The organism is Pandoraea sp. NPDC087047 (genome assembly GCF_044745225.1).
Lineage (GTDB): Bacteria > Pseudomonadota > Gammaproteobacteria > Burkholderiales > Burkholderiaceae > Pandoraea.
In genome coordinates this window covers 97,955-124,632 of sequence record NZ_JBIUZU010000013.1, presented here as the reverse complement: position 1 = coordinate 124,632, position 26,678 = coordinate 97,955, and the positions used below count along the sequence as shown (strand labels likewise).

Sequence of the window (26,678 nt, the reverse complement as noted above, 5' to 3'; positions counted from 1 at the left end):
GAACGTTGCGGGTTCACGGCAACGGCAACGGCAACGCCGTCGTCTCCTTCAGTTGGTCGAGCACGAAGCTCGTTTTGACGTCGACCACGCTCGGATGCACGAGCAGATGCGTCTGCATGAAACGCGAGAAGTGCGCCATATCGCGCACGTGCACGCGCAGCAGATAGTCCATGTCACCGGCCATCGCGTAGCACCCGACCACTTCCGGCCATGTGTCGACGACGCGGCGAAAGTGCTCGATGACCGAACCACCCTCCCCGTCACCGGGATGCCGTTTGTCGAGACGCACGTTGACGTAAGCCAGCAGCCCGAGCCCCAGACGCGTGGGTTCCAGCAAAGCGACATAGCCGCGAATCACGCCCGCTTCTTCGAGACGGCGAATGCGACGCAGGCATGGACTCGGCGAGAGTCGCACCTGTTCGGCGATTTCGAGATTGGAAAGCCGGCCGTTGCTTTGCAGCAAGGCGAGAATGCGCCGATCGATATTGTCCAGGTCCATTTTTGACATATCCCTCCCCATTATTGGTATTTGTGAGCAACATTATTGCTCACAATATCAATTTTCAGAAAGTCCATGCCTAAATCTGGCGATTACAAGAAATTACAGCGCAGGTGACCGACAAAGAAAAGGGCGCTCGCCTGGTCAGGCCGCGCCCTGGGGTTCGGGAGCCTGTCGCTGAGCTGGCGGGAACAGCGACGGCAGTACAGCAGCTAGAGACGATGTCCGTTCCGAGGAACGGGAAAATTAACGGCGCTGAAATTCTCGCGGATCGATCGTGCGCTGGTCGAGCGGGCCTTCGTAACGCTGCGGCACTTGCGTGGTTTGCTGCTGCGTAATGGGGGTAGGTTCGGCCGTCTTGTCGCGCGCCAGTTCGTCGGCGCGAGCGACGCTCACTTCCAGGGTCAGGAACGAAGCGGAAACCAGCAGGAATTTGGCGATGTTTCGTTGATTCACAGTGACTCCTTCTTACGTATCGCTTTATTGCGGCGCGCAGTGATTGCACGCGGTGAACGTACCCAATGTGTCGACGCCTTCGGTGACGCCTCGGGTAACGCATTAGTGAGCATTCTGCCCGCTGCGTTCCCGTGAGCCCCGAACCGTTACACGTTGTTACCCGTGTGTCAGAAGACACCGACAAACGTATGGTTGCCACCATATTCGCGACACAATGGCGTCATTTTGAGGGGAAATCCGAAAGCACAAATGCGGCTCGATGCCGCATCTGTGACTGATATGGGGCTGCCGGAAAAGAACGCCAGACAGGGTTTACGCCATCCACCTGACGTTTACGTAAACGTCATAATGCGCGTGATGCTGCGCTCGATCGGGCACCGATGAGGCGTCATCGCGACCGTCAGGCAACGCCATGACACCGGTGCTACCATAAGTCCGACTGGCATCAGCATCACGAAAAACGGCCCCGCCCATCGGGTGACATCACGCAAGTGAGCGCTCGGGCAAGCGACATCAGAAGGCCGGCATTCACCGCTGCCGCCCTGCTTCACGAGAGCGGGAGGGGCAGGAAGTTTTGGCGATCCCAAAATCAGTGAGAGTGAGGAGCACACCCCATGAACGCCCCCGTCAATCCGAGTTTGCTGGCCGCACTAGAATCGGTCACGCTCGAAGACAAGTACACGCTCGAGCGCGGTCGCGCTTACATGAGCGGCATCCAGGCCCTGGTCCGACTACCGATGTTGCAGCAAGCGCGCGACGCCGCCGTCGGGCTCAACACCGCCGGATTCATTTCGGGCTATCGCGGCTCGCCGCTGGGCGGTCTCGATCTGTCGCTGTGGAAAGCGAAGCAACACCTCGCCAGCCACCACATCGTCTTCCAGCCGGGTCTGAACGAAGACCTCGCCGCCACTTCCGTGTGGGGCTCGCAGCAGGTCAATCTGTACCCGGCCAAATTCGATGGCGTGTTCTCGATGTGGTACGGCAAGGGCCCGGGCGTCGACCGCTCGATGGACGTGTTCAAGCACGGCAACTCGGCGGGTTCGTCGAAGCACGGCGGCGTGCTGGTGCTCGCCGGCGACGACCACGCGGCCAAGTCCTCCACGCTCGCGCATCAGTCCGAACACGTCTTCAAGGCCGCCGGCATTCCGGTGCTGTATCCGTCGAATGTGCAGGAGTATCTCGACTACGGCCTGCACGGCTGGGCGATGAGCCGTTACTCCGGCCTGTGGGTCGCGATGAAATGCGTGACGGACGTGGTCGAATCGTCGGCCTCGGTGATGATCGACCCGCACAACGTCGACGTCCATCTGCCGAACGACTTCATCATGCCGCCCGACGGCCTGAACATCCGCTGGCCCGATCCGCCCCTCGTGCAGGAAGCGCGGATGATCGACTACAAGTGGTACGCAGGCCTCGCCTACGTACGCGCCAACAAGCTCGACCGCGTGATGATCGATTCGCCCCATGCGCGCTTCGGCATCATGACCGGCGGCAAAGCGTATCTCGACGTGCGTCAGGCACTCGCCGACCTCGGGCTGGACGAGGCCACATGCCAGCGCATCGGCATTCGTCTGTACAAAGTGGGCTGCGTGTGGCCGCTCGAAGCGCAGGGTGCGCGCGCGTTCGCACAAGGGCTCCAGGAAATTCTGGTGGTTGAGGAAAAGCGGCAGATTCTCGAATACCAGATCAAGGAAGAGCTGTACAACTGGCGCGACGACGTGCGTCCGCGTGTGTACGGCAAGTTCGATGAAAAGGACGGCGCCGGCGGCGAATGGTCGGTGCCGATGGCCAACTGGCTGCTCCCTGCGCACTACGAACTCTCCCCCGCGCTGATCGCCAAGGCGATCGCAACGCGTCTGGAAAAATTCGAGTTGCCGAGCGACGTGCGCGAACGCATCGCCGCACGATTGCGCGTGATCGAAGCGAAGGAACAAGCGCTGGCCAAGCCGCGCGTTGCGGTCGAGCGCAAGCCGTGGTTCTGCTCGGGCTGTCCGCACAATACGTCGACGAACGTACCCGAAGGCTCGCGCGCCGTCGCAGGGATCGGTTGCCACTACATGACCGTGTGGATGGACCGCAAGACCGACACCTTCTCGCAGATGGGCGGCGAAGGCGTGCCCTGGATCGGGCAGGCGCCGTTCTCGTGCGATGAACACATCTTCGCCAACCTTGGCGATGGCACGTATTTCCACTCGGGCCTGCTTGCGATTCGCGCGGCGATCTCGTCCAAGGTCAACATTACCTACAAGATTCTGTACAACGACGCGGTCGCCATGACCGGCGGACAGCCGGTGGACGGCACCCTCAGCGTGCCGCAGATCGTGGCGCAGGTCGATGCGGAAGGCGCGGCGAAGATCGTCATCGTGACGGACGAGCCCGAGAAGTACGACGGCGTGAAGCTCGTTGGCGACATTCCCGTCTATCACCGTAGCGAACTCGACCGCGTGCAGCGCGAGTTGCGTCTGGTGAAAGGCACCTCGATCCTGATCTACGACCAGACGTGCGCCACGGAGAAGCGCCGCCGCCGCAAACGCGGCGCGTACCCCGATCCGGCCAAGCGCGTGGTCATCAACGAGTCGGTTTGCGAAGGTTGCGGCGACTGCTCGGTGAAGTCGAACTGTCTGTCGGTCGAGCCGCTGGAGACGGAATTCGGCACGAAACGTCAGATCAATCAGTCGACGTGCAACAAGGATTACTCGTGCCTGAACGGCTTCTGCCCGAGCTTCGTGACGGTCGAAGGCGGTCAGTTGCGCAAGCCCAGGACGGCGCAAGTCGACAGCAGCGGCCTGCCGCCGTTGCCCGAACCGGCGCTGCCGGCGATCACGCGTCCGTACGGCATTCTCGTGACGGGTGTGGGCGGCACGGGCGTGGTCACGATCGGCGGCCTGCTCGGCATGGCGGCGCATCTGGAGAACAAGGGCGTCACAACTCTCGACGTGACCGGACTCGCCCAGAAAGGCGGCGCGGTGACGAGCCACGTGCAGATCGCATTGCAACCGGAAGACATTCACGCAACGCGCATCGCCATGGGCGACGCCCGCGTCGTGATCGGTTGCGACGCCATCACCACCGCCAGCGACGACACGCTCTCGCGCGTGCAGCACGGTGTGACGAACGTCGTTGTGAACAGCGCCCACACGCCGACAGCCGAGTTCATCCGCAATCCGAACTGGCGCTTCCCCGGTGCCAGCACCGAGAACGACATTCGGGCGGCAGCCGGTGATCACGTCGATTTCGTCGACGCCAATCATCTCTCGCTGCGCCTGCTCGGCGACACCATCTACACGAACCCGTTCGTGCTGGGCTACGCATGGCAGAAGGGTTGGGTGCCGCTCTCGTACGCGGCGCTCACGCGCGCTATCGAACTGAACGGCGTGGCCATCGAGAAGAACAAGCAGGCCTTCGAATGGGGACGCCGCGCCGCACACGATCTGGCGGCCGTGCGCAAGCTGGCGCTTCAGCACGAGGCGCCCGAGTCGTCGGCCACGGGCGGCAAGCTGATTACGCTGCATACGCCGCGCGCCCTCGACATGCTCATTCAGCGCCGTTACGACCAGCTCGTGGCGTATCAGGATCGCGCCTACGCCGAGCGCTTCAAGCAGACGGTGGAGCGCGTGCGTGCCGCCGAGTCGGCCCTGCCGGCCGACGCCTCGCAAATGCCGCTGACCGAAGCTGTGGCACGCGCCCTCTTCAAGCTCATGGCCTACAAGGACGAGTACGAAGTGGCGCGTCTGTACACCGATCCGGCGTTCATGAAGAAGATCAACGAGCAGTTCGAAGGCGACTTCTCGCTGCGCTTCCATCTCGCGCCGCCGTCACTGGCCAAGCACGACGACAAGGGTCATCTCATCAAGAAGGCTTATGGCCCGTGGATGATGAAGGCCTTCGGCGTGTTGGCGAAGTTCAAGGGGCTGCGCGGCGGGGCGTTCGACATCTTCGGCCGGACGCAAGAGCGCCGCACGGAACGCGCGCTGATCGGCGAGTACGAGACGCTGGTCAACGAACTGGTGTCGCGTCTTGACGAGCACAACGTGCCGCTGGCCCTGCAACTCGCGGAGCTGCCGCAGGAGATTCGCGGCTATGGCCATGTGAAGGAGCAGAACCTCGCGGCCACGCGCATCAAGTGGACGAAGCTGCTCGCGCAATGGCGCGAGGGCGGCTCGCACCGCGCAGCGGCCTGATCCGCCAGCATCCGCGAGCGGCAAGCGGCGAGGGGCCGCCCAACAAAAATCCCGCCAGCGCGTGAGCGTCTGGCGGGATTTTTTTTATGCGCTACCGGCTGACGCGCTCACCGGGTAACAATCCCTGGCGGGCACGTCCACCCAGTCATCAACGGCTGACGTTGGCCGCAGCAACGGCCGTCATGTTGATGATACGGCGCACGGTTGCGGCCGGCGTCAGGATGTGAACCGGCTTGGCGCAGCCGAGCAGGAACGGGCCGACCGTCACGCCTTCGCCGCCCGTCATCTTGAGCAGGTTGTACGTGATGTTCGCCGCTTCCACGTTCGGCATGACGAGCAGGTTCGCTTCGCCCGACAGACGCGACGCGGGGTAAGCCGCGCGGCGGATCGTTTCCGACAGGGCCGCGTCGCCGTGCATTTCGCCGTCGACTTCCAGCGCCGGTGCACGCTTGGCGAGCAGTTCCGCGGCGTGCGCCATGCGCTGGGCCGATGCCGACTTCACGCTGCCGAAGTTCGAGTTCGAGAGCAGCGCCACCTTCGGGGCGATGCCGAAGCGCTCGATTTCCTTCGCGGCCAGCACGGTCATCTCGGCGAGTTGCTCCGACGTCGGCACTTCGTTGACGTACGTATCGCTGATGAACAGGTTGCGATTTTCGAGCATCAGCAGGTTCATCGCCGCGTAGTTCTCAACGCCAGCGGCGCGGCCGAGCACTTCATCGACCACATCCAGATGGCGGTGGTACGTATCGATCATGCCGCAGATCATGCCGTCGGCTTCGCCCAGACGCACGAGGATCGCACCGATCAGGGTGTTGTCCTTGCGCATGGCGGCCTTGGCGACTTCCGGCGTCACACCGTGGCGTGCGCCAAGGTTGTGATACGCCTGCCAGCAGCGCTGATAACGCGTGTCGTCTTCCGGATTCACGATCTCGAAGTCGACGCCCGGCTTGAGCTTCGAGCCGATCTTCTGCAGACGCATTTCCACCACGGCCGGGCGGCCGATGATGATCGGCTTGGCGATACGCTCGGCCAGCACGAACTGCGCAGCGCGCAGCACGCGCTCGTCTTCCCCTTCGGCGAACACGATGCGGGCAGCGTCGTTGCCGAAGCGTGCACGGGCCGCGGCGAATACCGGACGCATGATGAAGCCGGTGCGATACACGGTCGTGCCGAGTTGTTCGCGATAGGCGTCCATGTCCTTGATCGGACGCGTTGCCACGCCCGAGTCCATGGCGGCCTGTGCCACAGCCGGAGCGATCTTGATGATCAGACGCGGATCGAACGGCTTCGGAATGATGTATTCCGGACCGAATTCGAGCGACTGGCCTTCATAGGCTCGCGCGACTTCTTCACTCTGCTCTTCTTCCTGCGCCAGCTCGGCGATGGCACGCACGGTGGCGAGCTTCATCTCTTCCGTAATGGTGGTGGCGCCCACGTCGAGCGCGCCACGGAAGATGAACGGGAAGCACAGCACGTTGTTGACCTGGTTCGGGTAGTCCGAGCGGCCGGTGGCGACGATGCAGTCCGGACGCGCAGCCTTGGCGATTTCCGGGCGGATTTCCGGCTCCGGATTGGCGAGCGCCAGAATCAGCGGCTTCGTGCCCATCGTCTTGACCATGTCGCCGCTCAGCACACCGGCGGTCGAGCAGCCAAGGAACACGTCGGCGCCGTTGCTGGCGTCGGCCAGCGTACGGGCTTCGGTCGCCACGGCGTAGCGCGCCTTGCTCTCGTCGAGCTTGTCGCGGCCGGTGTGGATCACGCCCTTCGAGTCGAGAACGAGAATGTTCTCTTTCTTCAGGCCGAGGTTCACGAGCAGGTCCAGACAGGCGATGGCGGCAGCGCCGGCCCCCGAGCAAACCAGCTTGACCTTGGCAATGTCCTTGCCCACGACCTTCAGACCGTTGAGGATAGCGGCCGAGGCAATGATGGCGGTGCCGTGCTGATCGTCATGGAAGACCGGAATCTTCATGCGCTCACGCAGCTTCTTCTCGATATAGAAGCACTCCGGCGCCTTGATGTCTTCGAGGTTGATGCCGCCGAGCGTCGGCTCGAGCATGGCGATGGCTTCGACGAGCTTGTCCGGATCGTGTTCGGCGAGTTCGATGTCGAACACGTCGATACCGGCGAACTTCTTGAACAGGCAGCCCTTGCCTTCCATGACCGGCTTGGCGGCGAGCGGACCGATGTTGCCCAGACCCAGCACGGCCGTACCGTTGGTAATCACGCCGACGAGGTTGCTGCGCGACGTGTAGCGGTTCGCGGCGAGCGGATCTTCGGCAATCGCTTCGCAGGCGTAGGCCACGCCGGGGGAGTAGGCCAGCGACAGATCGATCTGGTTCGACAGCGGCTTGGTCGGCGTCACCGAGATTTTGCCCGGACGCGGATTCTCGTGGTACGCCAGGGCGCTTTGTTTCAGTTGTTCATCCATATCTCGATACCTAAGAACAGAGCGACGGCCGGGCCCGTGCCGCATGCGGGCAGCGTGTGGACTCAGCCGTCTTTTGACGGATCACGGCGGGGGGAAGAGCCAACCGGAGGGATTCGGCGATTGTGTCGTCGACGGGGTTCTTCTCGGCGCGACGGCGTGATGACCATCGCTTCCCCGATCCTGTATGCCGCGCTCACGCGCGTCGGACCGTGGGACTTGCGGCGGCCGGTGCGCACCGCAGGACGCAAAGTGTACACCTTGTGCTCCAAGCATGATGCCGCACATGCAGCATGGCACACGTGCGGCAAAATCGCTGGCGCGCTTTACTGGAGCGCCTCGCCGCGGCGCTCGGGAATCAGGAACAGCGTGGCGAGAACGTCCAGCATGTAGATGCTGGCGAGAAAGACGAGCGCCATCTTGAACGAGTACGCCGCGGCCAGTGCCCCCACCGTCAGCGGCCCGAAACCGCCCACGGCGCGACCGATGTTGAACAGCACGTTTTGCGCCGTTGCACGCGCCGCCGTCGGGTACAACTCGGAGATCAGCGCGCCGTAGCCGCCGATCATGCCGTTCACGAACATGCCCATCACCGCGCCGCCGATCAGCAGCGAGAACTGCGACTGAAGCTGCGCGTAGACGAACACCATCACGACCGCGCCGATCTGATAGCCGATAAACGTGGGACGACGCCCAAAGCGATCGGCCAGACGGCCAAACAGCCAGATGCCGAACGCCATGCCGAGCACCGTCACCGCCGTCCACATGGCCGACTTGGTGAGCGAGTAGCCGAACGTCTTCGACAGGTAAGACGGCATCCAGATCATCAGACCGTAATAGCCGAAGTTCTGCACCGAACACAGAATCGCCACGCCCAGGCTCGCGCGCGTGGTGGCGCAGTCCTTGACCAGCAGCTTGAGCGGTGCGTGCTCGCGCGGTTGCTGCTGCTGCGCGAGGAACATCTCCGGCTCGCCGAGCGTGCGGCGCATGATGAACGACACCACCGCCGGCAGCAGACCGACCGCGAACATGCCGCGCCAGCCGATGACCGGCAGCAGCAGCGGCGTGAGCAGCGCGGCGGCGAGCACCCCGGCCTGCCAGCCCAGCCCCACGAACGACGACGCCCGTGCCCGGCGCTCCGGCGCGCAGGCTTCCGCCGCAAGCGCCATGCCGATGCCGAACTCGCCGCCCAGGCCGATACCCGCAATCGTCCGGTACGCCAGCAGATCCCAGTAGCCCTGTGCCAGCGAGCACAGGCCGGTGAAGACCGCGAACAGCAGAATCGTCCACGACAACACACGCACGCGGCCGTAGCGATCCGAGAGCATGCCGAAGACGATGCCGCCGACGACCGCGCCCACGAGCGTCCAGGTCACGAGAGCGCCCGACTGCGCGCTGGAGAGCGCGAGATCGGCCGCGATGGCCGGCAGGATGAAGCCGAGGATCAGCAGGTCGAAGCCGTCCATGGCATAGCCGATGGCGGAAGCCCAGAGGGCACGGTTCGCGTAGGCGTTGCCCTGCGGCGCGGCGGCCGAAGCCGCAGGTGCGGCCACGTAAGGCGAGGAATCGTTAGGCATGAGGGGCGTCCGGACGGGTCTGAATTTCGGCGAGAGTGTATGCCTGTCATAAAGGCGCGGCAACTGTCTCTTTTTTTGGACTCATCTGTCGGAGGCACTTTTTCATATGCGCCGTGCGCTCACACTGCGCGTACCCATGCGTCACAAAATATACGCTCAGTGCATAATTGACGTCGCATGTGCTGAAACTTGTGGCATAATTCGCGCTTAAGCGCAGGCCGGTCGTTGCAAGACGCGCCGCCCGCCGCCTCAGACGGTGCACTGCCGCAGCACGCTACGTATTCAGGTAGTGCGGCAGACCGCTGACTCACCCATGACTCCTGGCTGCACGCCGCACGGCGGGCAGCAACGCTGAGGAACCGCATCATGATTGGCATCGACCGCCAGGCGATTTCCGACATCACCGCCAAGATCCTGCTCGAAGTGGGCGCGGTGCATTTCAACGCCGAGAAGCCGTACATCTTCACCTCGGGCTGGGCCAGCCCGGTCTACACCGACTGCCGCAAGCTGATCTCGTACCCGCGCGTGCGCCGTACGCTGATGGACTTCGCAGAGGCCGTCATCATTCAGGACATCGGCTGCGAGCAGTTCGACACGGTCGCCGGCGGTGAGACCGCAGGCATTCCGTTCGCGGCCTGGATCGCCGACAAGCTGATGCTGCCGATGCAGTACGTGCGCAAAAAGCCGAAGGGTTTCGGCCGCAATGCCCAGATCGAAGGCGATCTGCCGGAAGGCTCGCGCGTGCTGCTCGTCGAAGATCTGACGACCGACGGCCGCAGCAAGATCAACTTCTGCAAGGCGCTGCGCGAAGCCGGTGCGAGCGTGAATCACGTGTTCGTGATCTTCCACTACGACATCTTCCCGGAGAGCCGTCAGGTGCTCAAGGACATCGATGTCCAACTGCACTCGCTCGCAACGTGGTGGGACGTGCTGTGCGTGGCCAAGCAGCAGAACCACTTCGACACGAAGACGCTCGACGAAGTGGAGAAATTCCTGAACGCTCCGGCCGAGTGGTCGGGCGCGCACGGTGGCGCCACGTCGTTCCCGAAGGACTAAGTCCTTGGAACTGCGCGTCGTATTCGCTTGAGAGGCGAGAACGGTCAGCCCGAAACGGCTGGCCGTTTTTTTATCCGCATCATGTGAACGATTGACCCGATCCGCGAGGAGAGTCATCCATGTTTGCTTCGGTCGTCGCCGTCAGTATCGGGGCCGCCCTCGGCGCATTGCTGCGCTGGACGCTGAGCGTACAACTCAACACGATCCTGCCGACGATCCCGCTTGGCACCCTCACTGCCAACCTCGGCGGCGGCTATCTGATCGGCGTGGCAGTCGCGCTGTTCAGCCACGTGCCGTCGATCCCGATCGAATGGCGTCTGTTCATCGTCACCGGTTTTCTGGGCGGCCTCACCACGTTCTCCACCTTCTCGGCCGAAGTCACCACGCTGCTGCGCGAAGGCCAGATCGGCTGGGCGTCGCTCATCGTCGTCGTCCATGTGGGTGGCTCGCTCGTCATGACGCTGTTCGGCATGGCCAGCGCCATGCTGCTCGTGCAATGGCTGCGTCCGGCCGTCTGAACAGGTGATTTGCCGATCCTCTGCGCCTTTGATCGGTTGACGGCTCAGGCCAGCAGCATCACGAGCTTGACGTCGTCATGCCCGGACAACCGGAACGTGACCTGCGCGAAATCGATGTCGCCCCGCTCGGGATGATGGAAACCGCGCCGCCCGCCCTCGCGCTCCACAACATCCTGCTGCGACCAGAGCGCGGCGAACACCGGGCTCTCGCGCTGCAACGCGTCGGTCAGCGCGCGCACGGGCGAATCGTCGAGATAGGCGCTGCACTCGGCGCGAAATTCCGCAACAACGCGTCGCGCGCGACGCTCCCAGTCCCGAATCAACGTTTGCGCCCCCGCGTCGAGGAAGATGTAGCGCAGCAGGTTTTTCGTGCCCGGCGCGCCGGGGACGTCGAGCCAGCCGCGAAAGATATCGGCAGCGGCGTCGTTCCAGGCGAGCACGTCCCAACACCGGTCGAGCGCATAGGCGGGCGCGGCGACGGCCGCCACCGCGGCCTGGACCTGCGCTGCGGCGTGATGCGGCAGCGGTTCGGCACCACGCTCCGGATCGCGCTTGCCCGCGAGATCGAACAGATACGCCCGTTCGGCGCGCGAGAGCCGCAGTGCCCCGGCAACCGCCGCCAGCGCCCCCGCCGAGATCGACACCTCCCTCGCCTGCTCGATCCACGTGTACCAGGTCGACGACAGGCCGCATAACTGCGCCACCTCCTCCCGGCGCAGGCCCGGCGTGCGCCGCCGTCCCATGGGCGGCAGCCCGACCGCCGCGGGCGTCAGCCGCTCGCGATGCGCGCGCAGAAAGTCGCCCAATGCGCGACGTTGACGTGCGTCGTCCGCAGGCGCAGCGTGAGGGCTACGCTCACCTGATGGCGTATCGTGCGAGGGAATGGGGGTAGTTTTCATACTAGGATAACTAGGTAACTTGTACCGGTATCGACGAGCCATTATCGTGAGACCCATCGATGTCGCGCAAGACCTCGACGCACAAAACGATACCCCGGCATACGCAGCGACACCGCGCGCCCCGCCCCACAAACAAAGGAGGCTCTCCGTGAGCGATACCCAACGGCCCACTGCGCAGCAAGCAGGCAAGGCAGACCATGCGTCCCCCGCATCCCATGACGCCCACAACGCGGTCGTCACCGGCCAGTTCGGCCCGCAGGCATCCGCCTATCTGACGAGCGCCAACCACGCACAGGGCGCCGATCTGGAGCAACTCGCCGGGATCGCTCGCGCACATGCGGGCGCGCAGGTGCTCGACCTCGGTTGCGGGGCGGGTCACGTGAGTTTCTTCGCCGCGCCGCACGTCGCGCGCGTGGTGGCGTACGACCTCTCGGCCGACATGCTCGGCGTGGTCGCGGGCGAAGCCGCCAGGCGCGGGTTGACGAACGTCGACACGCAACTCGGCGCGGCCGAATCGCTGCCGTTCGACGACGCCAGCTTCGACCTCGTCTTCAGTCGCTACAGCGCGCACCACTGGGCGGATGTGGGCGCGGCGTTGCGCGAAATGCGCCGCGTGCTCAAGCCTGGCGGACGCGTTGCGATCTGCGACGTCGCCTCCACCGGCCAGCCGCTGTTCGACACGTATTTGCAAGCCGTCGAAGTGCTGCGCGACACCTCGCACGTGCGCAACTACGCACCGGGCGAATGGCTGACGATGGCGGCAGGCGCGGGATTCTCGCTGGCGTCGCTCACGCCGCGCACGCTTGAACTCGACTTCAAGACGTGGACAACGCGCATGCGCACGCCGGAACACATGCAGGTCGCCATTCGCGCATTGCAGCAGTCGATGGCCGACAGCGTGCGCGATCACTTCCGCATTCAGTGCGACGGCTCGTTTACGCTCGACACGCTCACACTCGAGTTGATCGTCGGTTGAGTGTTCCCGGAGCCGGGAAGGCGCAAAGACGGGGCGACGGCGTCAAGGCCCGCCCCGTTGAAAACGAACCTCGTGTCAGCCTTTAGGAAGTTGGCGTGACAAGACACTCACCTGCGCCGCACCGGCCATCACTTTCGCCCTGTTTTTCCGAAGCCGTTCCAATGACGGCCGCGTTGTGAGAAGACGTTTCCCGCAGTAAGGAAGCGCGCAGCGTGATGACGGAAAAATCTCCAAGCGACCCGGGCGGTAATCGAAGGTGCGAACAGCGCAGTCGGAGGCTCCACCATATGCATCACGCGCAGAAACCTGCGGTAAATGGCAGCGTCGTCCACTGCGAGTCCGAGCACAGACTCAACATAGCGCTGCATGAACCGCGCCCTCCAATGCTCAGCCCCGGCGTTACCGATCTGACGTAGATCGGTTCCCGTTGCGAATATCCATGCGCGCCGTGCCACGCGCGCCAGAACTCGCTGCAACGCAAGGCTACCCGGTGCATCGCCGCTCCGGCGAAGAACATACAGATGCGCGTCGAGCACAACAGCACTTAATGCGGCAATCGTCATTCCCTGTCCGTACACCGGATTGAAACTGCACGCGGCGTCACCGATGACCGCAAAGCCTGCAGGCCATCGCCCCATCTCTTCGAAGTGGCGCCAACGGTTCTCCGTGCGGCGAAACTGGCGGATGGGCGACACGGGGTCGGCAACGGCAATGGCGTCGTAGAGTGCAGGCACACGCAGACTGCGCGCAAAGGCCGCGAAGCCGTCTTCATCGCCACAGGGGAAATCGCCGCCAGCGCCCGTCAAAGTGACAATCCACCGATTGCCCTCGATCGGGAAGATCGTGCCGCTGCGCAAGCATTCGGGCGCACGGCCATGCACCACCAGCGCTTGCCAGTCTCGCCAGAGCGTACGTCTCGGTATATCGTAGAGACGGCTTGCATACCCGACACGGGCATCTACGACGGTCTCTCGCGGTGTGTCGAAGCCAGCATCCCCCAGCCATGTCGGTGCGTGCGAGTTCCGGCCACTGGCATCGACAACGAAATCGGCCTGCAATGTCGTGGCATTGCCGGCATGCTCCCAAGACGCCCCCGCACGGGGCCGAATCGTCACGCCGCAAACACGTGCGCGCAAGGGATCGACGTTAAGCCCCGTCACTTCGCACCCCGTCAGTACAATGATGCGCCGCTCGGCCTGCACTCGCTGGCGCACGGCAAACTCCAGGAGATTGCGGCTTGTCGAACAGGTCACGAAGCCTTCGCCCGCCGCCGGCATCCAGCCAGCCGCCCCAAACCAACGCACCGACCGATACCAGTCCAGCGGCGCCGCGCCGGCGTCAAGCAACGTGCGCTCAAGGCCCGGGAACAGTGCCTCAAGCGTGCGCAGTCCCCGCATCAATAGTTGATGGACATAATGCCCTTGCGGCACGCCCGGTCTCGCCGCCGGTGCGTCTGCGAGATCGTCACGCTCGACGAGACAGACCTCTTCAAAGTGCCCCGTCAACACGTGCGCCGTGAGCAGGCCGGCCATGCCCGCGCCGATCACAACGGCACGCGAAGCCGTCGATGTCCGACTGCAAGGCACGCCACCGGCCAACACCGACGAAGAAGTCATGATGCGTCTCGTTATCGAAACCAGCGGTTCAATGCGCTTGCCGATGGCGGCACGTCGATCCGCTGGGCAATCTGCCGGTGAAATTGCGGCAACCGGCTCCAATGCAAGCCCGGGCGTAAGTGATGCGCGAGATGGTATCCATTGTTGAAGAACACGAGATTGAGCCAGTGATTGGTCTTCGTGTGCGACGCCTTGAACGGGTCTTGCGAGTAGAGGTCGATGTGGTCGTCGTAGGTCATGTTGATGAAGTTCAACCAGACCAATACGATCGGAGCAACGAAGAAAAGGAACGCGTTGCGCGGGTCGTGGAACAGCAATACCGCCAGCACGATGAAGCTGGCCACCACCTGCAGGAGACAGCGCCTGCGTAAATGCGTGCATGTTCGTCCAATGCGCAGCACGTGATAGTCATACGTGAGGAAGTAGTGCGCAACGTAGACGAGCCGCGACATCCGTGCACCGCTCGCATCGACCCAACGCGACGGGTCCCGTTCCGGTTGAGTGTAGTGCAGGTGGTGCCCCCGGCTGTGATGCAATCGAAACTTCGCAGCGTACATACCGGTTTGCAGGAACATGACCAGCTCAAGTACGCGATTGGCCCACGCGCCCGAAAACATGCCCACATGCGACTGGTTATGCACTGCGGTCGATACGGCGATCTGAGGCAGCAATAGCAGCGTCGCGCATACGATCGCGGCTCGGATATCGTGCACCCGCAGGTAGGCGGTCCACTGCAGCACCGCCGTACAGACCACAAGCGCGAGCGGGGCCAGGTCCTGTGTGTAGCGCAAGCCCAGCCATCGAGCGAGATGTTTCATGATGCCTCCTCGCAAGCCCATCAAAAGACACGATCGGGCGGACTCAATGAATGTCACCTGCCTTGGCGGCATGGCGCAGCCGGGCGAGCAGGGCTGGCGGAGAAAAGCTCCAGCGCGCATTCATCGTGCCCAGCGGACGGTCGAATTGCAGCCACTGGCTTTCGCAGGAGAGCGAGGCAAGACGATCGTGGCGATAGGTTTTGTCAACGATAACGAACCGCACCGACAGCGGCGCGCACAACTCCGCAAAGTGCTCGAAGGTGACGTTCAGCGCATCGAGGACGAAAACGAGATCGTGCGACACGTGATAAAAGCAGTGCGAGATCGCGGTACCCGTCTGCCGCGTGCCTTCGATCAGCATCAGGCCCGGCACATGGTCGAGCGGATGCTCGAAGAAGAAGGGGTGGTGCCGGTCGATATCCAGCGTAGCGATAAAACATTCGTGCCCGTCGGTCGTGTTGCCGGCCCGTTCTATCGACGCCACCAGAACATTGCCCGGGTCGGCCTTGTGGACCAGTTCTCGATTGAGTTTCCCGGGTGCCGAAAAAGCTTCGGCATCGCCGGCGGGGGTATCGCTAGCAGCGGCAGCACCGCCGATCGAAGGGAATTGGAGGTTCATGGCGACTCCGTTCAAACGTTGGGGGGACGGAAGCCAATCCATCGTGCGAGAGAATGGATTGGCCGGGACGCTGCAGACCTGACTTACGTCGATGGGTGGTAGCCGTAGCCGGTATGGCGCGATGGGCGTCGCTTGCCCTCGGGGACAGATTGCGCGATGCGAGCTGCCGCCTCCTGCGCCGCGAACATGCAAGCCTCAATCGACGCGCCGCGCAGATAATCGCCCGCAAATGCCAAGCCATCGACGCCGTGACACCGATCGTCGAGCAATGCCCGCAACCGGTAGTGATGCGGCGCGTATGCACACAATCCGGGATCAAACAGGTGCGCGATAGCGTCGCGCCGGTCGGCACGTTCCACCGGAATATACCGGCGCAGAGTCGCCTCGGCCAAATCAAGCAGGGCTTCGGTTTGCGGCCCGGAAATGCCGTCGACGCCCCGCGCGCTTTCGATCAGCGTGCGCGCTTTGCGGCCGCTGAACGTATAACGCACAATGTCCAGCCGTTCGATGCCATACGCGCCCGCGTTACTCAACTCGTTATCCGGGCCGAACGACAGACCCCGTACGGTCGCAGAGAATATTGGCCGGCGATAGGCCGCCACCACGACAAGCACCGGGAAATAGCGAATTTCGTCGAGCGCAGCGGCGAGTATCGCATCGTGCTCGCGCAGCAACTCTGCGCTGACACCGGCAGGCGTTGCAAGCACCACGCGCTCACATTCCATGTTGCTGGTGCGCCCGTCGGCGTGACGCAGCAGCAAGCCGGAAACTCGCCCGTTGCGCACCATGACACGCTCGACGCTCGTATCGCAGCGAATATGCAGCGGCGCGACTGCCGCACTGACGAACGCTCCCATTCCGTCCTTGAGCTGGTCGTACGTATCCAGCCACATCCCCAGGTGGGTCCCGAAGTTACCCAGGTGGATCTCGTCGGGCTCGGCACCGTTCATCCGCACGGACATTGCCCGCACCACGGCGCGACAAAACACAGGGCTGAAGTAGGCAGTCAGCGGCGAATCGTCGGACTGGTGCGACAGCTTTTCAAATGACGGTCCGTCGAGAAAACGATTGCGCGCGTCGAGCCAGACGCGCGAGCAGAGGCCGGCAAGACGTAAGGCGTCGGCGGGCGGACATCCCCGCAGATAGGCGAGTGTGCTGCCGAGGCGACGCGTGCTGTCGAGTGTGACGATTTTTCCGTCGCGAATGCGTGACGTATTGATGCCGAAAGGCTCGAACGCAAAGGGACCCAGCTCGTGCGCGAGCCGGCGAAAACGCAGGTAGCGCCGACCGATGTTCTTGCCGCCGAGATCGATCCGGCAACCGTCGAGTGTGGCGCTAAGCATCCGGCCGCCGGGGGTACGATGCCGTTCGAGAAGCTCGACATGAATTCCGGCACTGCGAAGATAGTGTGCCGCCGCAATGCCTGAAATCCCGCCGCCAACGACAGCGCAGGTCGCAATGGTAGTCATGACATGGCCCCCGGCATGTTCAAAGACATGCTTTAAGTATCGTGACGTTGACACCCGGATATCACGACATCCTAAGCATAGGCGAACGCCGTTCGTCCTTTTGACACTCCAATAGCGGCAACTCATAATGAACACCGCACCACGAAACAAGCGTGGTCTGCCCCCGGAACCGGGGGCCGCTGCACGTCGTTATCGCTTATCGTTCGCGCGACCTGCCGGGGGCACACCGCCAGGCGACTCGCGCCGCGACCGAGGGGACAAACAGCGCCGACGGAGGCTCCACCATGTGCATCACGCGCATGAATAGCCGGAAGATGGCGTCGTCTTCCACCGCGAGGGGGAGCAGCCGCTCCACATAGCACTGCATGAGCTGCGCTTTCCAATGCGCCGGCCCTCTGTCCCCCGTCTGGCGGATGTCGACACCCGTCGATAGGATCCAGGCCGGTCGGGCCACACGCGCCAACGCACGCTGTAACGCGCGGCTGCCGGGCACATCGCCGCTGCGACGAAGGGCATGCAGATGGGCGTCGAGCGCCACGGCACTCAACGCGGCAATCGTCATGCCCTGCCCGTACACCGGGTTGAAACTGCACGCGGCGTCACCGATGACGGCGAAGCCTGCGGGCCAGCGCCCGATCTTGTCGTAGTGACGCAAACGGTTCTCCGTGCGGCGAAACTGGCGGATCGTCGACACCGGATCGGCCACGGCAATGGCGTCGTGCAGCGCCGATGCAGGCAGACTGCGCGTAAAGTCCAGGAAACCCGCTTCGTCCCCCGGTGGATGATCGCCGCCAGCGCTCGTCAACGTGACGATCCACCGATTTCCCTCGATCGGGAAGATCGTGCCTCTGCGCCAGCATCCCGGGGGACGCTCGTACACCACCATCGCGTCCCAGTCCCGCCCGTCCCAACGCGTCGGCGCCTCATAGAGACGGCTCGCGTACCCGACGCCGGCATTCACGACGGTCTCTCGCGGCGCTTCGTAACCTGCGGCCGTCAGCCACGTCGGTGCGCGTGAGTTGCGACCGCTCGCGTCGACAACGAAATCGGCATGCAATGTCGTGCCATTGTCGGCATGACCGGACGACGTCCCGGCGCGGTGCCGAAACGTCACGCCGCAAACACGCGAAAGCGAAGCGTCGAAGCTGAGTCCGGTCACTTCGCAGCGCTTCACCACGCTGATGCGCCGCTCGGCCTGCACCCGCTGACGCACCGCGAACTCGAGCAGGTTACGGCTCATCGAGTAGGTCACGAACCCTTCACCCCCCGTTTTCATCCAGCCCGCGGCCCCGAACCAGCGCACCGAGCGATACCAGTCCACCGGCACCGCGCCGGCCTCGACCAACGTCTGCTCAAGGCCCGGGAACAGTGTCGTGAGCGTGCGCAGCCCCTGCATCATCAGGAGATGAACATAGTGCCCTTGCGGCACGCCCGGCCTCGGCTCCGGTGCTTCGGCGAGATCGTCGCGCTCAAGGAGACAGACTTCTTCGAAGTGTCCTGCCAGCACGTGGGCCGCGAGCAAGCCCGCCATGCCCGCGCCGACCACGATGGCGCGCGAAGGCGGCGATGGGTTACCGCAAGGCACACCCTGTGCCAACGTCGATGCAGCAGTCATGAGGTGTCTCCATGACGGTGCGATGCGCTTGCCGACGAAGGCACGTCGAACAAAAGCGCATTGCGCAGACCGAAAAATGGCAACGCCGCCAGCACGATGTCGCCGGCCGCTACCTGGCATCCCGCCGATGATGCGCAGTTGCAATCCCTGAAATCCCGCCGCTAACAACGGCTCAGGTCGCAATCGTTGCCCTGACATCGCCCCCGCGTGTTCAACGACACACTTCGAGTGTCGCGAGATTGACACTCGGACATCACGACCTCCCGAGCATAGGCGAGCGCCGGCCGCCGTTCAGATGCGCATGGCGCAGCAACTTATGAAAGACATCGGAAAACGAAAACCGGGACGGCCGTCGCACAGACCGGACAGCGGGGCTTCGTTGGGGGAGGAAGATGACGGCGTCCCTTCAGGCGCAAGGTGTTGCGCCCTCGGCGAGTCGTCCGTCAACGAGAACGGCCGGGGTCTGTTCGGCACAGACACCGGCCTTCGGCGGGAGCAGAACCTGACAGGGTGACTTTAGGCGTTTAGCCCGTCGCCGGGCACACGCAGTGGCCCATCGTCATCGTCGGCGCCGGTGATTTCGGCGGCCCCGTCGAGCAGGGCCACATAGTGCCGCAATGCGCGTGCCCGGGATTGTTCGTACAACAGCGCAGCAATGCGATCGGCCACGCGCTCGAACGGCGGCATGCGCCCTTTGATGCGTCGCTCGATACGCACGACGTGAAAGCCGTAGCGGGTATTCACCAGCCGCGGCAACACGCCGAGCCGGTCGCCACAGAACAGCACCAGTTCGAACTCCGGCGCCCCGCTGCCGCGCGCGAGCAAGCCAAGACTGCCGCCGCCGCGCCCCGACGGACAATCCGACATCATCTGCGCGACGGTTTCGAACGACGACGGCTCGGCGAGCACGGCGTCGAGCGCCGCCTGAGCGCGTCCCAACGTGCTCGACAGCGGCACCCCCGCCGATAGCGCGAACAGGATATGGCTCGCCTGCACCTTGTCGCCCACGCGGAACTGTCCGGCGTGATCGTGGAAGTAAGTCCGGCATTCGGCCTCGGTCGGACGGCGCACCCGCACGTCGCGCGTGAAGAGTGCGTCGACGACGGCGTCGTCGCTGGCGTCAGTGTCCTCGTCGAGCAGGCGTAAGTCGCGCGCCCGCTGACGCAGCAACTCGCGACTCACCAGCGCGTGCTCGGCGGCCGCTTGCGGATCGGCCGCGTCTCGATGTTGATCGATCTCATCGGCGACGCGGCGTGCGTCGATGACAATACCGTTGACGCTCAAAGACATGACGGACTCCCACCAAAAAGCGTTCACGGCCACCGTTCATGCGCGCTCGCCAGCCCGTTGCCGGCGAGCCGGATCCTGTCGTCAGAACGTGTTCTGAATACGACGATAGGCACGCGCGAGCTGCACATTCGTGCGGCTCACCGATTCGGAGAACTCACGCGCATCGACAGTGACTTTCGGAATGGTCGCAAGATCGGTCTCGCGGCTGATATGTGTGGTCGAGGGGATGTAGAAATTCTCGGGAATATCGCGCCCGTCGACCACGCTGTTGTGCCGCACCACCACGCCGTCGTGCACGACGCAGTTGAACAACACCGAGTTGAAGCCGATGAAGACCCGATGACCGATGACGCAAGGTCCATGCACGATGGAGCGATGGGCAATCGACGTGTTCTCGCCGATGGAAACGCGTGCGCCGTCTTTCGAATGGATCACGACCCCGTCCTGAATGTTGGAATTGGCGCCGATCACGATTGGCTCCATCTTGCCGTGCTCATCGACCTCGTCGGCGCGCAGCACCGCATAAGGCCCGATGAAGACGTTCTCGCCGACGATGATCTGGCCGCACAAAATGGCCGTGGGATCGACGAACGAAGTTTCGTGCACCACGGGATAATCCCCGCGCGGATTCTTTCGCAACATGCTTGAGTGACTCCAGACCGCTCGCTCGTACCCCGGGCCACGACAGCGCGCCGCGCGAATTGCGCGATGCGTGCTGGTCGTCGCTGGCCACGCCGGAATACGCCCTGTGGACGAACGGAGGAAAGGGAACACGGACGGGCGCCGTGATACGGACTCTCTCACCGCTGCGAACGGTATATCGATGTTTTAGGCGATGAGAGACAGAAACGCAAATGCTCGCGATGACGGTGAGAGCTCCCGTTGCGCACCGCACACACCCGTGTGCGGTGCGGAAAAAACTCAGTGTGTCGGACGCGTTGCCGTCGCCTGAGAATCGTTGGCCGTGCCCGTCGGGCGACCGCGCCAGTAGCCTGCGAGCAGCGAGCCCGACAGGTTGTGCCAGACGGAGAAGAGGGCGCCAGGCAACGCCGCGAGCGGCGTGAAATAGATCTTGCCGAGCGTGGCGGCAAGACCCGAGTTCTGCATGCCGACTTCGATGGCCAGCGTGCGGCAGATCGATTCGTCGAAGCCCAGTGCACGACCGCCCCAGTACCCGCCGAGCAGTCCCAGGCCGTTGTGCAGAATCACGCCCAGCATGACCAGCGGCCCCACCGTGGCAATGTTGCCCTGGTTCGCGCCGACCACCGCACCGATGATCAGCACGATCGCCACCATGGACACCAGTGGCAGGAAACCCTCGATGGCCCGCACGGCGCGGCCAAAGAAGCGATTGATGAGCAAACCCGCGCCAATCGGCAGCGCCACGATCTGAAGAATCGACAACAGCATGCCCTCGACGTCCACCACAATCGAGGCGTCGACGTACAGACGCGTGAGCAGCGGTGTGGCGAATACGCCGACGAGTGTCGACATGGCACTGATCGTGACCGAAAGGGCCACGTCGCCTCGGGCGAGATAGATCATGACATTCGATGCCGTGCCGCTCGCTACGCTGCCCACAAGCACCATGCCCGCTGTCAGATCGGGTGGCATGTGCAGCACGCGTGCAATGATCCACGCGGCCAGCGGCATGACCAGATAGTGAAGCACCACACCGGCAACGATGGGGGCGGGACGGGTGAGCACACGCTTGAAGTCGTCGAAAGTGAGCGTGACGCCCATCGCAAACATCACCACGGTGAGCAGTGCCGTGACATGTGGCGTGATGCCGGAGAAGCTGCCCGGCGAGAAGAATGCGAAAACGGACATCAGCAGAGCCCACAACGGGAACAGCCGGGTGACACGGGCGATCATGAGATTCTCGGGCGCAAAAAGTTAATATTTTACTTATTTTGCGCAGCCCGCCCGTCCGGGCCGATCCGGATGGCGCGACAGCGGTCGATGGGCGTTCAGCGCAAGGCGGCGGCGAGAACGCCGGGACGTGCGAATCGCAGCACCCGGCGTCATGGCCGTAATGGCCGTCGTGACGACCGTTTTGACGGCCCTCGTGACGCCATTTGGCAACCTCCGCCAAATAAATGCCGCCGCTCAAATTCATCGGAATGTTGAGCGACGCGCACATCGTCGAGACTTCCCCGAGCGCTTAGTCGCGCTTCGGTTTGCCCATCAGCAGGGCGCCGCCGGCACCGTCCCGGCGCGCCGGACGCGGTCCGCGCTGGGCGAAATCGCCACGCTCACCGCCACCGCCTTGCCCACGCGCTGCGCTCTGTCCCTGGCGCGCAGCGCCCGAGCCCTGTGAGCCCTGCGCCGCACGTGCGGGCGGACGCTGTGCATCGCCCTGACGCTTGGGCGCTTGCTGACGCTGTCCTGCGCCCTGTCCCACATTTCCGACATTGATGCCATGACCTGCATTAGCGGCATTAGCGGCATTGCCACCGTTCCCGCCCTGACGGCCACCGCGCTCGCCCTCGCGACGCGGCTTCGATTCGCCGCCCTGACGCGCGCCCCGACCGCCGTCGCGGGAATCGCGCGGCTCACGCGGTGCACGTGCCGATTGACGCGCATCGTCGTCGCCACCGTTACGGCCGCCCCGTCCACCACCGGCGCCGCGACCGTTGCCTTGCTGATTCTTGCGAATCGGCTGGGCCACGGCATGCGGATCCGGCTCGAAGCCCGGAATCACTTCACGCTCGATGGTGCGCTTGATGAGGCGCTCGATCTGCTGGAGCAGGAGATGTTCGTCCACGCACACGAGGGAGATGGCTTCGCCGTTCGCGCCCGCGCGACCCGTGCGGCCGATGCGGTGCACATAATCTTCCGCGACTTCCGGCAGATCGAAGTTCACCACGTGCGGCAGTTGGTCGATGTCGATGCCGCGCGCTGCGATATCGGTCGCGACCAGCACTTGCAGCGTGCCGCTCTTGAACTCGGCGAGCGCGCGCGTGCGGGCGCCCTGGCTCTTGTTGCCGTGAATCGCGAGCGCCGGAATGCCGCCCTTCGTCAGTTGTTCCGCCAGACGGTTCGCGCCGTGCTTGGTGCGCGTGAACACAAGCACCTGGAACCAGTTGTGCTCGCGCACGAGGTGTTCGAGCAGTTCGCGCTTGCGGTCGCGATCGACCGGGTGGATCTTCTGCGCGACGGTCTCGGCCGTCGTGTTGCGGCGCGCCACTTCGATGAGGGCGGGCGACTTGAGCAGACCGTCCGCCAGTTGCTTGATTTCGTCGGAGAACGTGGCCGAGAACAGCAGGTTCTGACGCGCGGCGGGCAGCGCCGCCAGCACACGGCGAATATCGCGAATGAAGCCCATGTCGAGCATGCGGTCGGCTTCGTCGAGCACCAGAATTTCAACGGCGGACAGATCCACCGTCTTCTGCTGCATGTGATCGAGCAGGCGGCCGGGCGTAGCCACGAGAATGTCTACGCCGCGCGCGAGTTTCTTGACCTGCGGGTCCATCGACACGCCGCCGAACACCGTCATCGACGTCAGGCGCAGATACTTCCCGTATTGGGTGACGCTTTCCTCGACCTGTGCCGCCAGCTCGCGCGTGGGGGTCAGCACGAGCGCGCGCACCGGGCGCTTGCCCTTCGCGGCTGCCGCAATCGCTGCGGCGGACTTGGGCGTGGACGTCGACAGCTTTTGCAGGATGGGCAGCGTGAAGCCTGCCGTCTTGCCGGTTCCGGTCTGGGCACCGGCGAGGAGATCGCCACCTTGCAGCACTGCCGGAATCGCTTGCAGTTGAATCGGAGTCGGCTGCGTGTAACCAAGGTCGGCTACCGCACGCAGGATGTCGGCCGATAGGCCGAGCGTTTCAAAAGACATATAAAGACCAATGCGCGGACTCCACGATGTGTGTGCCCCGCGCGTATCGATGTTGTGTTCTTGATGGAATGCCCGCGTCGGGCGTGCGACGCGCATCGCGCTCATTTTGGGCGACGCGTCTGAAAACGCCAGCAAGACGACCCGCCGGCGAATGAATTTCTAGCGGCTTGGCGGGCGAGGCCGTCGCGGGTACGGCCGTGTCTTGAAAGCGCGTAGTTTACCATGCGCCCTTTCCCAAGTCAGTCGACATCGCGCCATTGCGCTGCCTTACCTGCTGGTAAGGGTGCTTGTCAGGGGTGCGATATCCCGGCGCGCTGCACGCCGGCAGTCGCGCGCGTGGCCCAAGCCGCTACACTGACGCCAGTGTCCCTCAGCCCCATTACCTCTGGCCCGTCCCGTGCAATCCGTACGATTCGACCTGACCGATCTGCGCCTGTGCCTGCTGGTGGCCGAAGCCGGCAGCATCACCGGCGGCGCCGAGCGCGCCCATCTGACGCTGGCGTCGGCCAGCGCCCGCATTCGCGGCCTCGAAGAGACGCTCGGCGTCGCGCTCTTCATGCGCCATCGCCAGGGCGTCATCCCGACGCCTGCGGGACGCGCCCTGCTCACTCACGCCCGCCGCGTGCTTGCGCAGATCGAGCAGATGCGCGGAGAACTCGGCGAATATGCCGCAGGCCTCAAGGGTAACGTGCGCATCGCCTCCAACACGGTCGCGATGTCCGAATTTCTGCCCGACGTGCTCGGCGCATTCCTGAGCGACCATCCCAATGTGGAGATTGCGCTGCGCGAGCAGACGAGTCCTGCCGTGGTGCAAGCCGTGCTCGAAGGTGCGGCCGATATCGGCGTCGTCTCCGACTGGATCGAGTTGACGGGACTGGAGACGGTGCCGTTCCGGCAGGACCGGCTGGTGATCGTCACGCCGCCGGGCCATGCGCTCGCCGCGCGCGGCGAAGTGGCTTTCATCGACGTGCTCGACGCGGAGTTCATCGGCCTGCCCGAACAAAGCGCGCTCGCCGAGCATCTCGAAGGCCATGCCAAACGGGCCGGACGCCCCTTGCGCTATCGCCTGCGTCTGCGCGACTTCGACAGCCTGTGCCGCGCCGTGGCGGCCGGCGCCGCGCTGGGCATCGTGCCGTTGAGCGCCGCCCGTCGCTCGGCGGCCACGCTGGGGATCGGCATCGTGCCGCTGGCCGACCCGTGGGCGCTGCGCACGCTGGTGCTATGCGTGCGCGAGCGCGACGCCCTGCCCGTCTACGCACGGCAATTGCTCGAATGCCTGCAAGCGCCTGCCGCCCACACCAACGAAAACGGCACGACGTAATCGTCGTGCCGCTTTTGACCATCTGACGCCGCTTCGAAGCCTTACATCGCCGCCGGACGCGAAGCGCCGCGCCCACGCAGCAGCGCGTACAGAATGATCGCGCCGAAGGTCGCGCAACCGATGCCGCCGAGCGAGAAGTTGCCGAACTTCAGCGTGAAGTCACCGGCGCCGAGCACCAGCGTAACAGCGGCCACGATCAGGTTGCGGTTATCCGAGAAGTCGACCTTGTTCTGCACCCAGATACGCGCGCCGGCCACCGTGATCAGACCGAACACCACGATCGACACACCGCCGAGCACCGGGCCCGGAATCGTCTGAATGACGGCGCCGAACTTCGGCGAGAAGCCCAGCACCAGCGCGAGCACCGCGGCAAGCGCGAACACCAGCGTCGAGTAGATCTTCGTGACGGCCATCACGCCGATGTTCTCGGCATACGTGGTCACGCCCGTACCACCGACGCTGCCCGACACGATGGTTGCGAGTCCGTCGCCGAGAAAGGCACGGCCCATGTAACGGTCGAGGTTCTGTCCCGTCATGGCGCTCACTGCCTTGATATGCCCCAGATTCTCGGCCACCAGAATAATGGCGATGGGCGCGAGCAGCACCATCGCTTCCGGCTGGAACACAGGTGCGGCGAAGTGCGGCAGACCGAACCACGCGGCATTGGCCACGATGGCGAAGTCGATGGGCTTGCCCAGCCCCATGCCGTTCGTCAGCACGGCGTAGAGCGCATAGGCGAGCAGCAGGCCGACCAGAATCAGCAGACGCTGCACCATGCCGCGCGCGAATACCGCCACGAGGCCCACGCACAGCACCGTCGCGAGCGCCATCCACGTATCGAAGCTGGTGGCGGAGACACCCTTCACCGCGACCGGCGCGAGATTCAGGCCGATCACCGCGACCACGGCCCCGGTCACCACCGGCGGCATGAGCGCCTCGATCCAGCGCGTGCCGACGGCCATCACGATCAGGCCGATGATGGCGTAGAGCACACCGCAGGCAATGATCCCGCCGAGCGCCACCGGAATGTTCAGGTTCGGCCCGCTGCCGGCATAGCCCGTCACCGAAATGACCAGGCCGATGAAGGCGAAGCTGGAGCCGAGATAGCTGGGCACGCGTCCGCCAACGAGCACGAAGAAGAGCAACGTGCCGATGCCCGACATGAAAATGGCGAGGTTCGGGTCGAAGCCCATGAGCAACGGAGCGAGCACCGTCGAGCCGAACATGGCCACCACGTGCTGCACGCCCATGGCGATGGTCTGCGGCCAGGCCAGACGCTCGTCGGGGGCGATCACGCGCCCGAAGGCCGTGTCCTGTTGCTGCCACTTCGGGAAGTAACCCTGTGCCATTTTCGATCTTCTCCTGTGTGTCGTGCCGTATCGTGTGGTCCCCGACCGCCCTGCGGTACGCGGGGCGACGGGGAAAAACTGGCCGCAGTGTACGGAGCGCCCGCACGGAAGGCAAGGCGAGAAGCCGCGGATCCCTGATACGTTGGTCCGGCA

20 protein-coding genes are annotated in these 26,678 nt (G+C 64.0%); 5 read left to right on the top strand and 15 right to left on the bottom strand.

What is annotated here, in order from left to right; translation table 11 throughout:
- Positions 1 to 13: 13 nt before the first annotated feature.
- Both ACIPHM_RS22210 and ACIPHM_RS22205 read right to left on the bottom strand, forming a co-directional pair.
- A complete protein-coding gene (locus tag ACIPHM_RS22210; RefSeq protein WP_400333142.1) occupies positions 14 to 508 on the bottom strand; it encodes an Lrp/AsnC family transcriptional regulator in 495 nt (164 codons plus the stop codon).
- Positions 509 to 745: 237 nt separating this feature from the next.
- On the bottom strand, positions 746 to 955 hold the full coding sequence (locus ACIPHM_RS22205; protein ID WP_400333139.1) for a hypothetical protein: 210 nt from the start codon (positions 953 to 955) through the stop codon (positions 746 to 748).
- Positions 956 to 1,569: 614 nt separating this feature from the next.
- On the opposite strand from ACIPHM_RS22205, the gene ACIPHM_RS22200 reads away from it, so the two are divergent.
- Complete coding sequence (locus ACIPHM_RS22200; RefSeq protein ID WP_400333137.1) at positions 1,570 to 5,136, top strand: indolepyruvate ferredoxin oxidoreductase family protein; 3,567 nt, start codon at positions 1,570 to 1,572, stop codon at positions 5,134 to 5,136.
- A gap of 148 nt (positions 5,137 to 5,284) precedes the next feature.
- Here the strand turns inward: ACIPHM_RS22200 and ACIPHM_RS22195 are convergent, their stop codons facing one another.
- Both ACIPHM_RS22195 and ACIPHM_RS22190 read right to left on the bottom strand, forming a co-directional pair.
- Positions 5,285 to 7,564 carry an NADP-dependent malic enzyme gene (locus ACIPHM_RS22195; protein WP_400333134.1) on the bottom strand — a complete coding sequence of 760 codons (2,280 nt, stop codon included), beginning with the start codon at positions 7,562 to 7,564 and terminating at the stop codon, positions 5,285 to 5,287.
- 323 nt (positions 7,565 to 7,887) lie between these two features.
- Complete coding sequence (locus ACIPHM_RS22190) at positions 7,888 to 9,138, bottom strand: MFS transporter (RefSeq protein ID WP_400333131.1); 1,251 nt, start codon at positions 9,136 to 9,138, stop codon at positions 7,888 to 7,890.
- Positions 9,139 to 9,504: 366 nt separating this feature from the next.
- On the opposite strand from ACIPHM_RS22190, the gene ACIPHM_RS22185 reads away from it, so the two are divergent.
- Both ACIPHM_RS22185 and crcB read left to right on the top strand, forming a co-directional pair.
- Positions 9,505 to 10,194, top strand: coding sequence for an orotate phosphoribosyltransferase (locus ACIPHM_RS22185; RefSeq protein WP_400333128.1), 690 nt, complete (start codon positions 9,505 to 9,507; stop codon positions 10,192 to 10,194).
- 119 nt (positions 10,195 to 10,313) lie between these two features.
- Positions 10,314 to 10,712 (top strand): fluoride efflux transporter CrcB, encoded by a 399-nt coding sequence (gene crcB / locus ACIPHM_RS22180; protein WP_400333125.1) that lies wholly within the window; start codon positions 10,314 to 10,316, stop codon positions 10,710 to 10,712.
- A 44-nt stretch (positions 10,713 to 10,756) separates the two neighbouring features.
- Here crcB and ACIPHM_RS22175 read toward each other — a convergent pair whose 3' ends face one another.
- Positions 10,757 to 11,611 (bottom strand): helix-turn-helix transcriptional regulator, encoded by an 855-nt coding sequence (locus tag ACIPHM_RS22175; protein WP_400333123.1) that lies wholly within the window; start codon positions 11,609 to 11,611, stop codon positions 10,757 to 10,759.
- Between the two features lie 271 nt (positions 11,612 to 11,882).
- On the opposite strand from ACIPHM_RS22175, the gene ACIPHM_RS22170 reads away from it, so the two are divergent.
- Positions 11,883 to 12,587 carry a class I SAM-dependent methyltransferase gene (locus ACIPHM_RS22170; RefSeq protein ID WP_400333189.1) on the top strand — a complete coding sequence of 235 codons (705 nt, stop codon included), beginning with the start codon at positions 11,883 to 11,885 and terminating at the stop codon, positions 12,585 to 12,587.
- 128 nt (positions 12,588 to 12,715) lie between these two features.
- On the opposite strand, the gene ACIPHM_RS22165 is transcribed toward ACIPHM_RS22170, so the two are convergent.
- The 9 genes from ACIPHM_RS22165 to ACIPHM_RS22125 all read right to left on the bottom strand — a co-directional run bounded on the left by ACIPHM_RS22165 (position 12,716) and on the right by ACIPHM_RS22125 (position 23,855).
- Complete coding sequence (locus ACIPHM_RS22165) at positions 12,716 to 14,203, bottom strand: FAD-dependent oxidoreductase (protein WP_400333120.1); 1,488 nt, start codon at positions 14,201 to 14,203, stop codon at positions 12,716 to 12,718.
- 11 nt (positions 14,204 to 14,214) lie between these two features.
- Positions 14,215 to 15,021 (bottom strand): fatty acid desaturase family protein, encoded by an 807-nt coding sequence (locus ACIPHM_RS22160; protein ID WP_400333118.1) that lies wholly within the window; start codon positions 15,019 to 15,021, stop codon positions 14,215 to 14,217.
- Between the two features lie 43 nt (positions 15,022 to 15,064).
- On the bottom strand, positions 15,065 to 15,640 hold the full coding sequence (locus tag ACIPHM_RS22155) for an AfsA-related hotdog domain-containing protein (RefSeq protein WP_400333115.1): 576 nt from the start codon (positions 15,638 to 15,640) through the stop codon (positions 15,065 to 15,067).
- A gap of 83 nt (positions 15,641 to 15,723) precedes the next feature.
- The gene (locus ACIPHM_RS22150) at positions 15,724 to 17,235 is read right to left on the bottom strand and encodes a protoporphyrinogen/coproporphyrinogen oxidase (RefSeq protein ID WP_400333113.1); all 1,512 of its coding nucleotides are present in this window, start codon (positions 17,233 to 17,235) and stop codon (positions 15,724 to 15,726) included.
- A 70-nt stretch (positions 17,236 to 17,305) separates the two neighbouring features.
- Positions 17,306 to 18,724, bottom strand: coding sequence for an NAD(P)/FAD-dependent oxidoreductase (locus ACIPHM_RS22145; RefSeq protein ID WP_400333110.1), 1,419 nt, complete (start codon positions 18,722 to 18,724; stop codon positions 17,306 to 17,308).
- 516 nt (positions 18,725 to 19,240) lie between these two features.
- Complete coding sequence (locus tag ACIPHM_RS22140) at positions 19,241 to 20,014, bottom strand: peptidylprolyl isomerase (protein ID WP_400333108.1); 774 nt, start codon at positions 20,012 to 20,014, stop codon at positions 19,241 to 19,243.
- An 81-nt stretch (positions 20,015 to 20,095) separates the two neighbouring features.
- The gene (locus ACIPHM_RS22135; RefSeq protein ID WP_400333105.1) at positions 20,096 to 20,656 is read right to left on the bottom strand and encodes a carbonate dehydratase; all 561 of its coding nucleotides are present in this window, start codon (positions 20,654 to 20,656) and stop codon (positions 20,096 to 20,098) included.
- Between the two features lie 279 nt (positions 20,657 to 20,935).
- Complete coding sequence (locus ACIPHM_RS22130) at positions 20,936 to 21,889, bottom strand: bile acid:sodium symporter family protein (protein ID WP_400333102.1); 954 nt, start codon at positions 21,887 to 21,889, stop codon at positions 20,936 to 20,938.
- Between the two features lie 289 nt (positions 21,890 to 22,178).
- Positions 22,179 to 23,855 carry a DEAD/DEAH box helicase gene (locus ACIPHM_RS22125; protein ID WP_400333100.1) on the bottom strand — a complete coding sequence of 559 codons (1,677 nt, stop codon included), beginning with the start codon at positions 23,853 to 23,855 and terminating at the stop codon, positions 22,179 to 22,181.
- Positions 23,856 to 24,252: 397 nt separating this feature from the next.
- Here ACIPHM_RS22125 and ACIPHM_RS22120 point away from each other — a divergent pair, with 397 nt between their 5' ends.
- Complete coding sequence (locus ACIPHM_RS22120; protein ID WP_400333098.1) at positions 24,253 to 25,176, top strand: LysR substrate-binding domain-containing protein; 924 nt, start codon at positions 24,253 to 24,255, stop codon at positions 25,174 to 25,176.
- Between the two features lie 41 nt (positions 25,177 to 25,217).
- On the opposite strand, the gene ACIPHM_RS22115 is transcribed toward ACIPHM_RS22120, so the two are convergent.
- The gene (locus tag ACIPHM_RS22115; RefSeq protein WP_400333096.1) at positions 25,218 to 26,525 is read right to left on the bottom strand and encodes a solute carrier family 23 protein; all 1,308 of its coding nucleotides are present in this window, start codon (positions 26,523 to 26,525) and stop codon (positions 25,218 to 25,220) included.
- Positions 26,526 to 26,678: the final 153 nt, after the last annotated feature.

Coding starts and splice junctions, on each gene's coding strand:
- ACIPHM_RS22210 (WP_400333142.1), bottom strand. CDS start 508: ATGTCAAAAATGGACCTGGACAATATCGATCGGCGCATTCTCGCCTTG.
- ACIPHM_RS22200 (WP_400333137.1), top strand. CDS start 1,570: ATGAACGCCCCCGTCAATCCGAGTTTGCTGGCCGCACTAGAATCGGTC.
- ACIPHM_RS22195 (WP_400333134.1), bottom strand. CDS start 7,564: ATGGATGAACAACTGAAACAAAGCGCCCTGGCGTACCACGAGAATCCG.
- ACIPHM_RS22190 (WP_400333131.1), bottom strand. CDS start 9,138: ATGCCTAACGATTCCTCGCCTTACGTGGCCGCACCTGCGGCTTCGGCC.
- ACIPHM_RS22185 (WP_400333128.1), top strand. CDS start 9,505: ATGATTGGCATCGACCGCCAGGCGATTTCCGACATCACCGCCAAGATC.
- crcB (WP_400333125.1), top strand. CDS start 10,314: ATGTTTGCTTCGGTCGTCGCCGTCAGTATCGGGGCCGCCCTCGGCGCA.
- ACIPHM_RS22175 (WP_400333123.1), bottom strand. CDS start 11,611: ATGAAAACTACCCCCATTCCCTCGCACGATACGCCATCAGGTGAGCGT.
- ACIPHM_RS22165 (WP_400333120.1), bottom strand. CDS start 14,203: ATGACTTCTTCGTCGGTGTTGGCCGGTGGCGTGCCTTGCAGTCGGACA.
- ACIPHM_RS22160 (WP_400333118.1), bottom strand. CDS start 15,021: ATGAAACATCTCGCTCGATGGCTGGGCTTGCGCTACACACAGGACCTG.
- ACIPHM_RS22155 (WP_400333115.1), bottom strand. CDS start 15,640: ATGAACCTCCAATTCCCTTCGATCGGCGGTGCTGCCGCTGCTAGCGAT.
- ACIPHM_RS22150 (WP_400333113.1), bottom strand. CDS start 17,235: ATGAGTTGCCGCTATTGGAGTGTCAAAAGGACGAACGGCGTTCGCCTA.
- ACIPHM_RS22145 (WP_400333110.1), bottom strand. CDS start 18,724: ATGACTGCTGCATCGACGTTGGCACAGGGTGTGCCTTGCGGTAACCCA.
- ACIPHM_RS22140 (WP_400333108.1), bottom strand. CDS start 20,014: ATGTCTTTGAGCGTCAACGGTATTGTCATCGACGCACGCCGCGTCGCC.
- ACIPHM_RS22135 (WP_400333105.1), bottom strand. CDS start 20,656: ATGTTGCGAAAGAATCCGCGCGGGGATTATCCCGTGGTGCACGAAACT.
- ACIPHM_RS22130 (WP_400333102.1), bottom strand. CDS start 21,889: ATGATCGCCCGTGTCACCCGGCTGTTCCCGTTGTGGGCTCTGCTGATG.
- ACIPHM_RS22125 (WP_400333100.1), bottom strand. CDS start 23,855: ATGTCTTTTGAAACGCTCGGCCTATCGGCCGACATCCTGCGTGCGGTA.
- ACIPHM_RS22115 (WP_400333096.1), bottom strand. CDS start 26,525: ATGGCACAGGGTTACTTCCCGAAGTGGCAGCAACAGGACACGGCCTTC.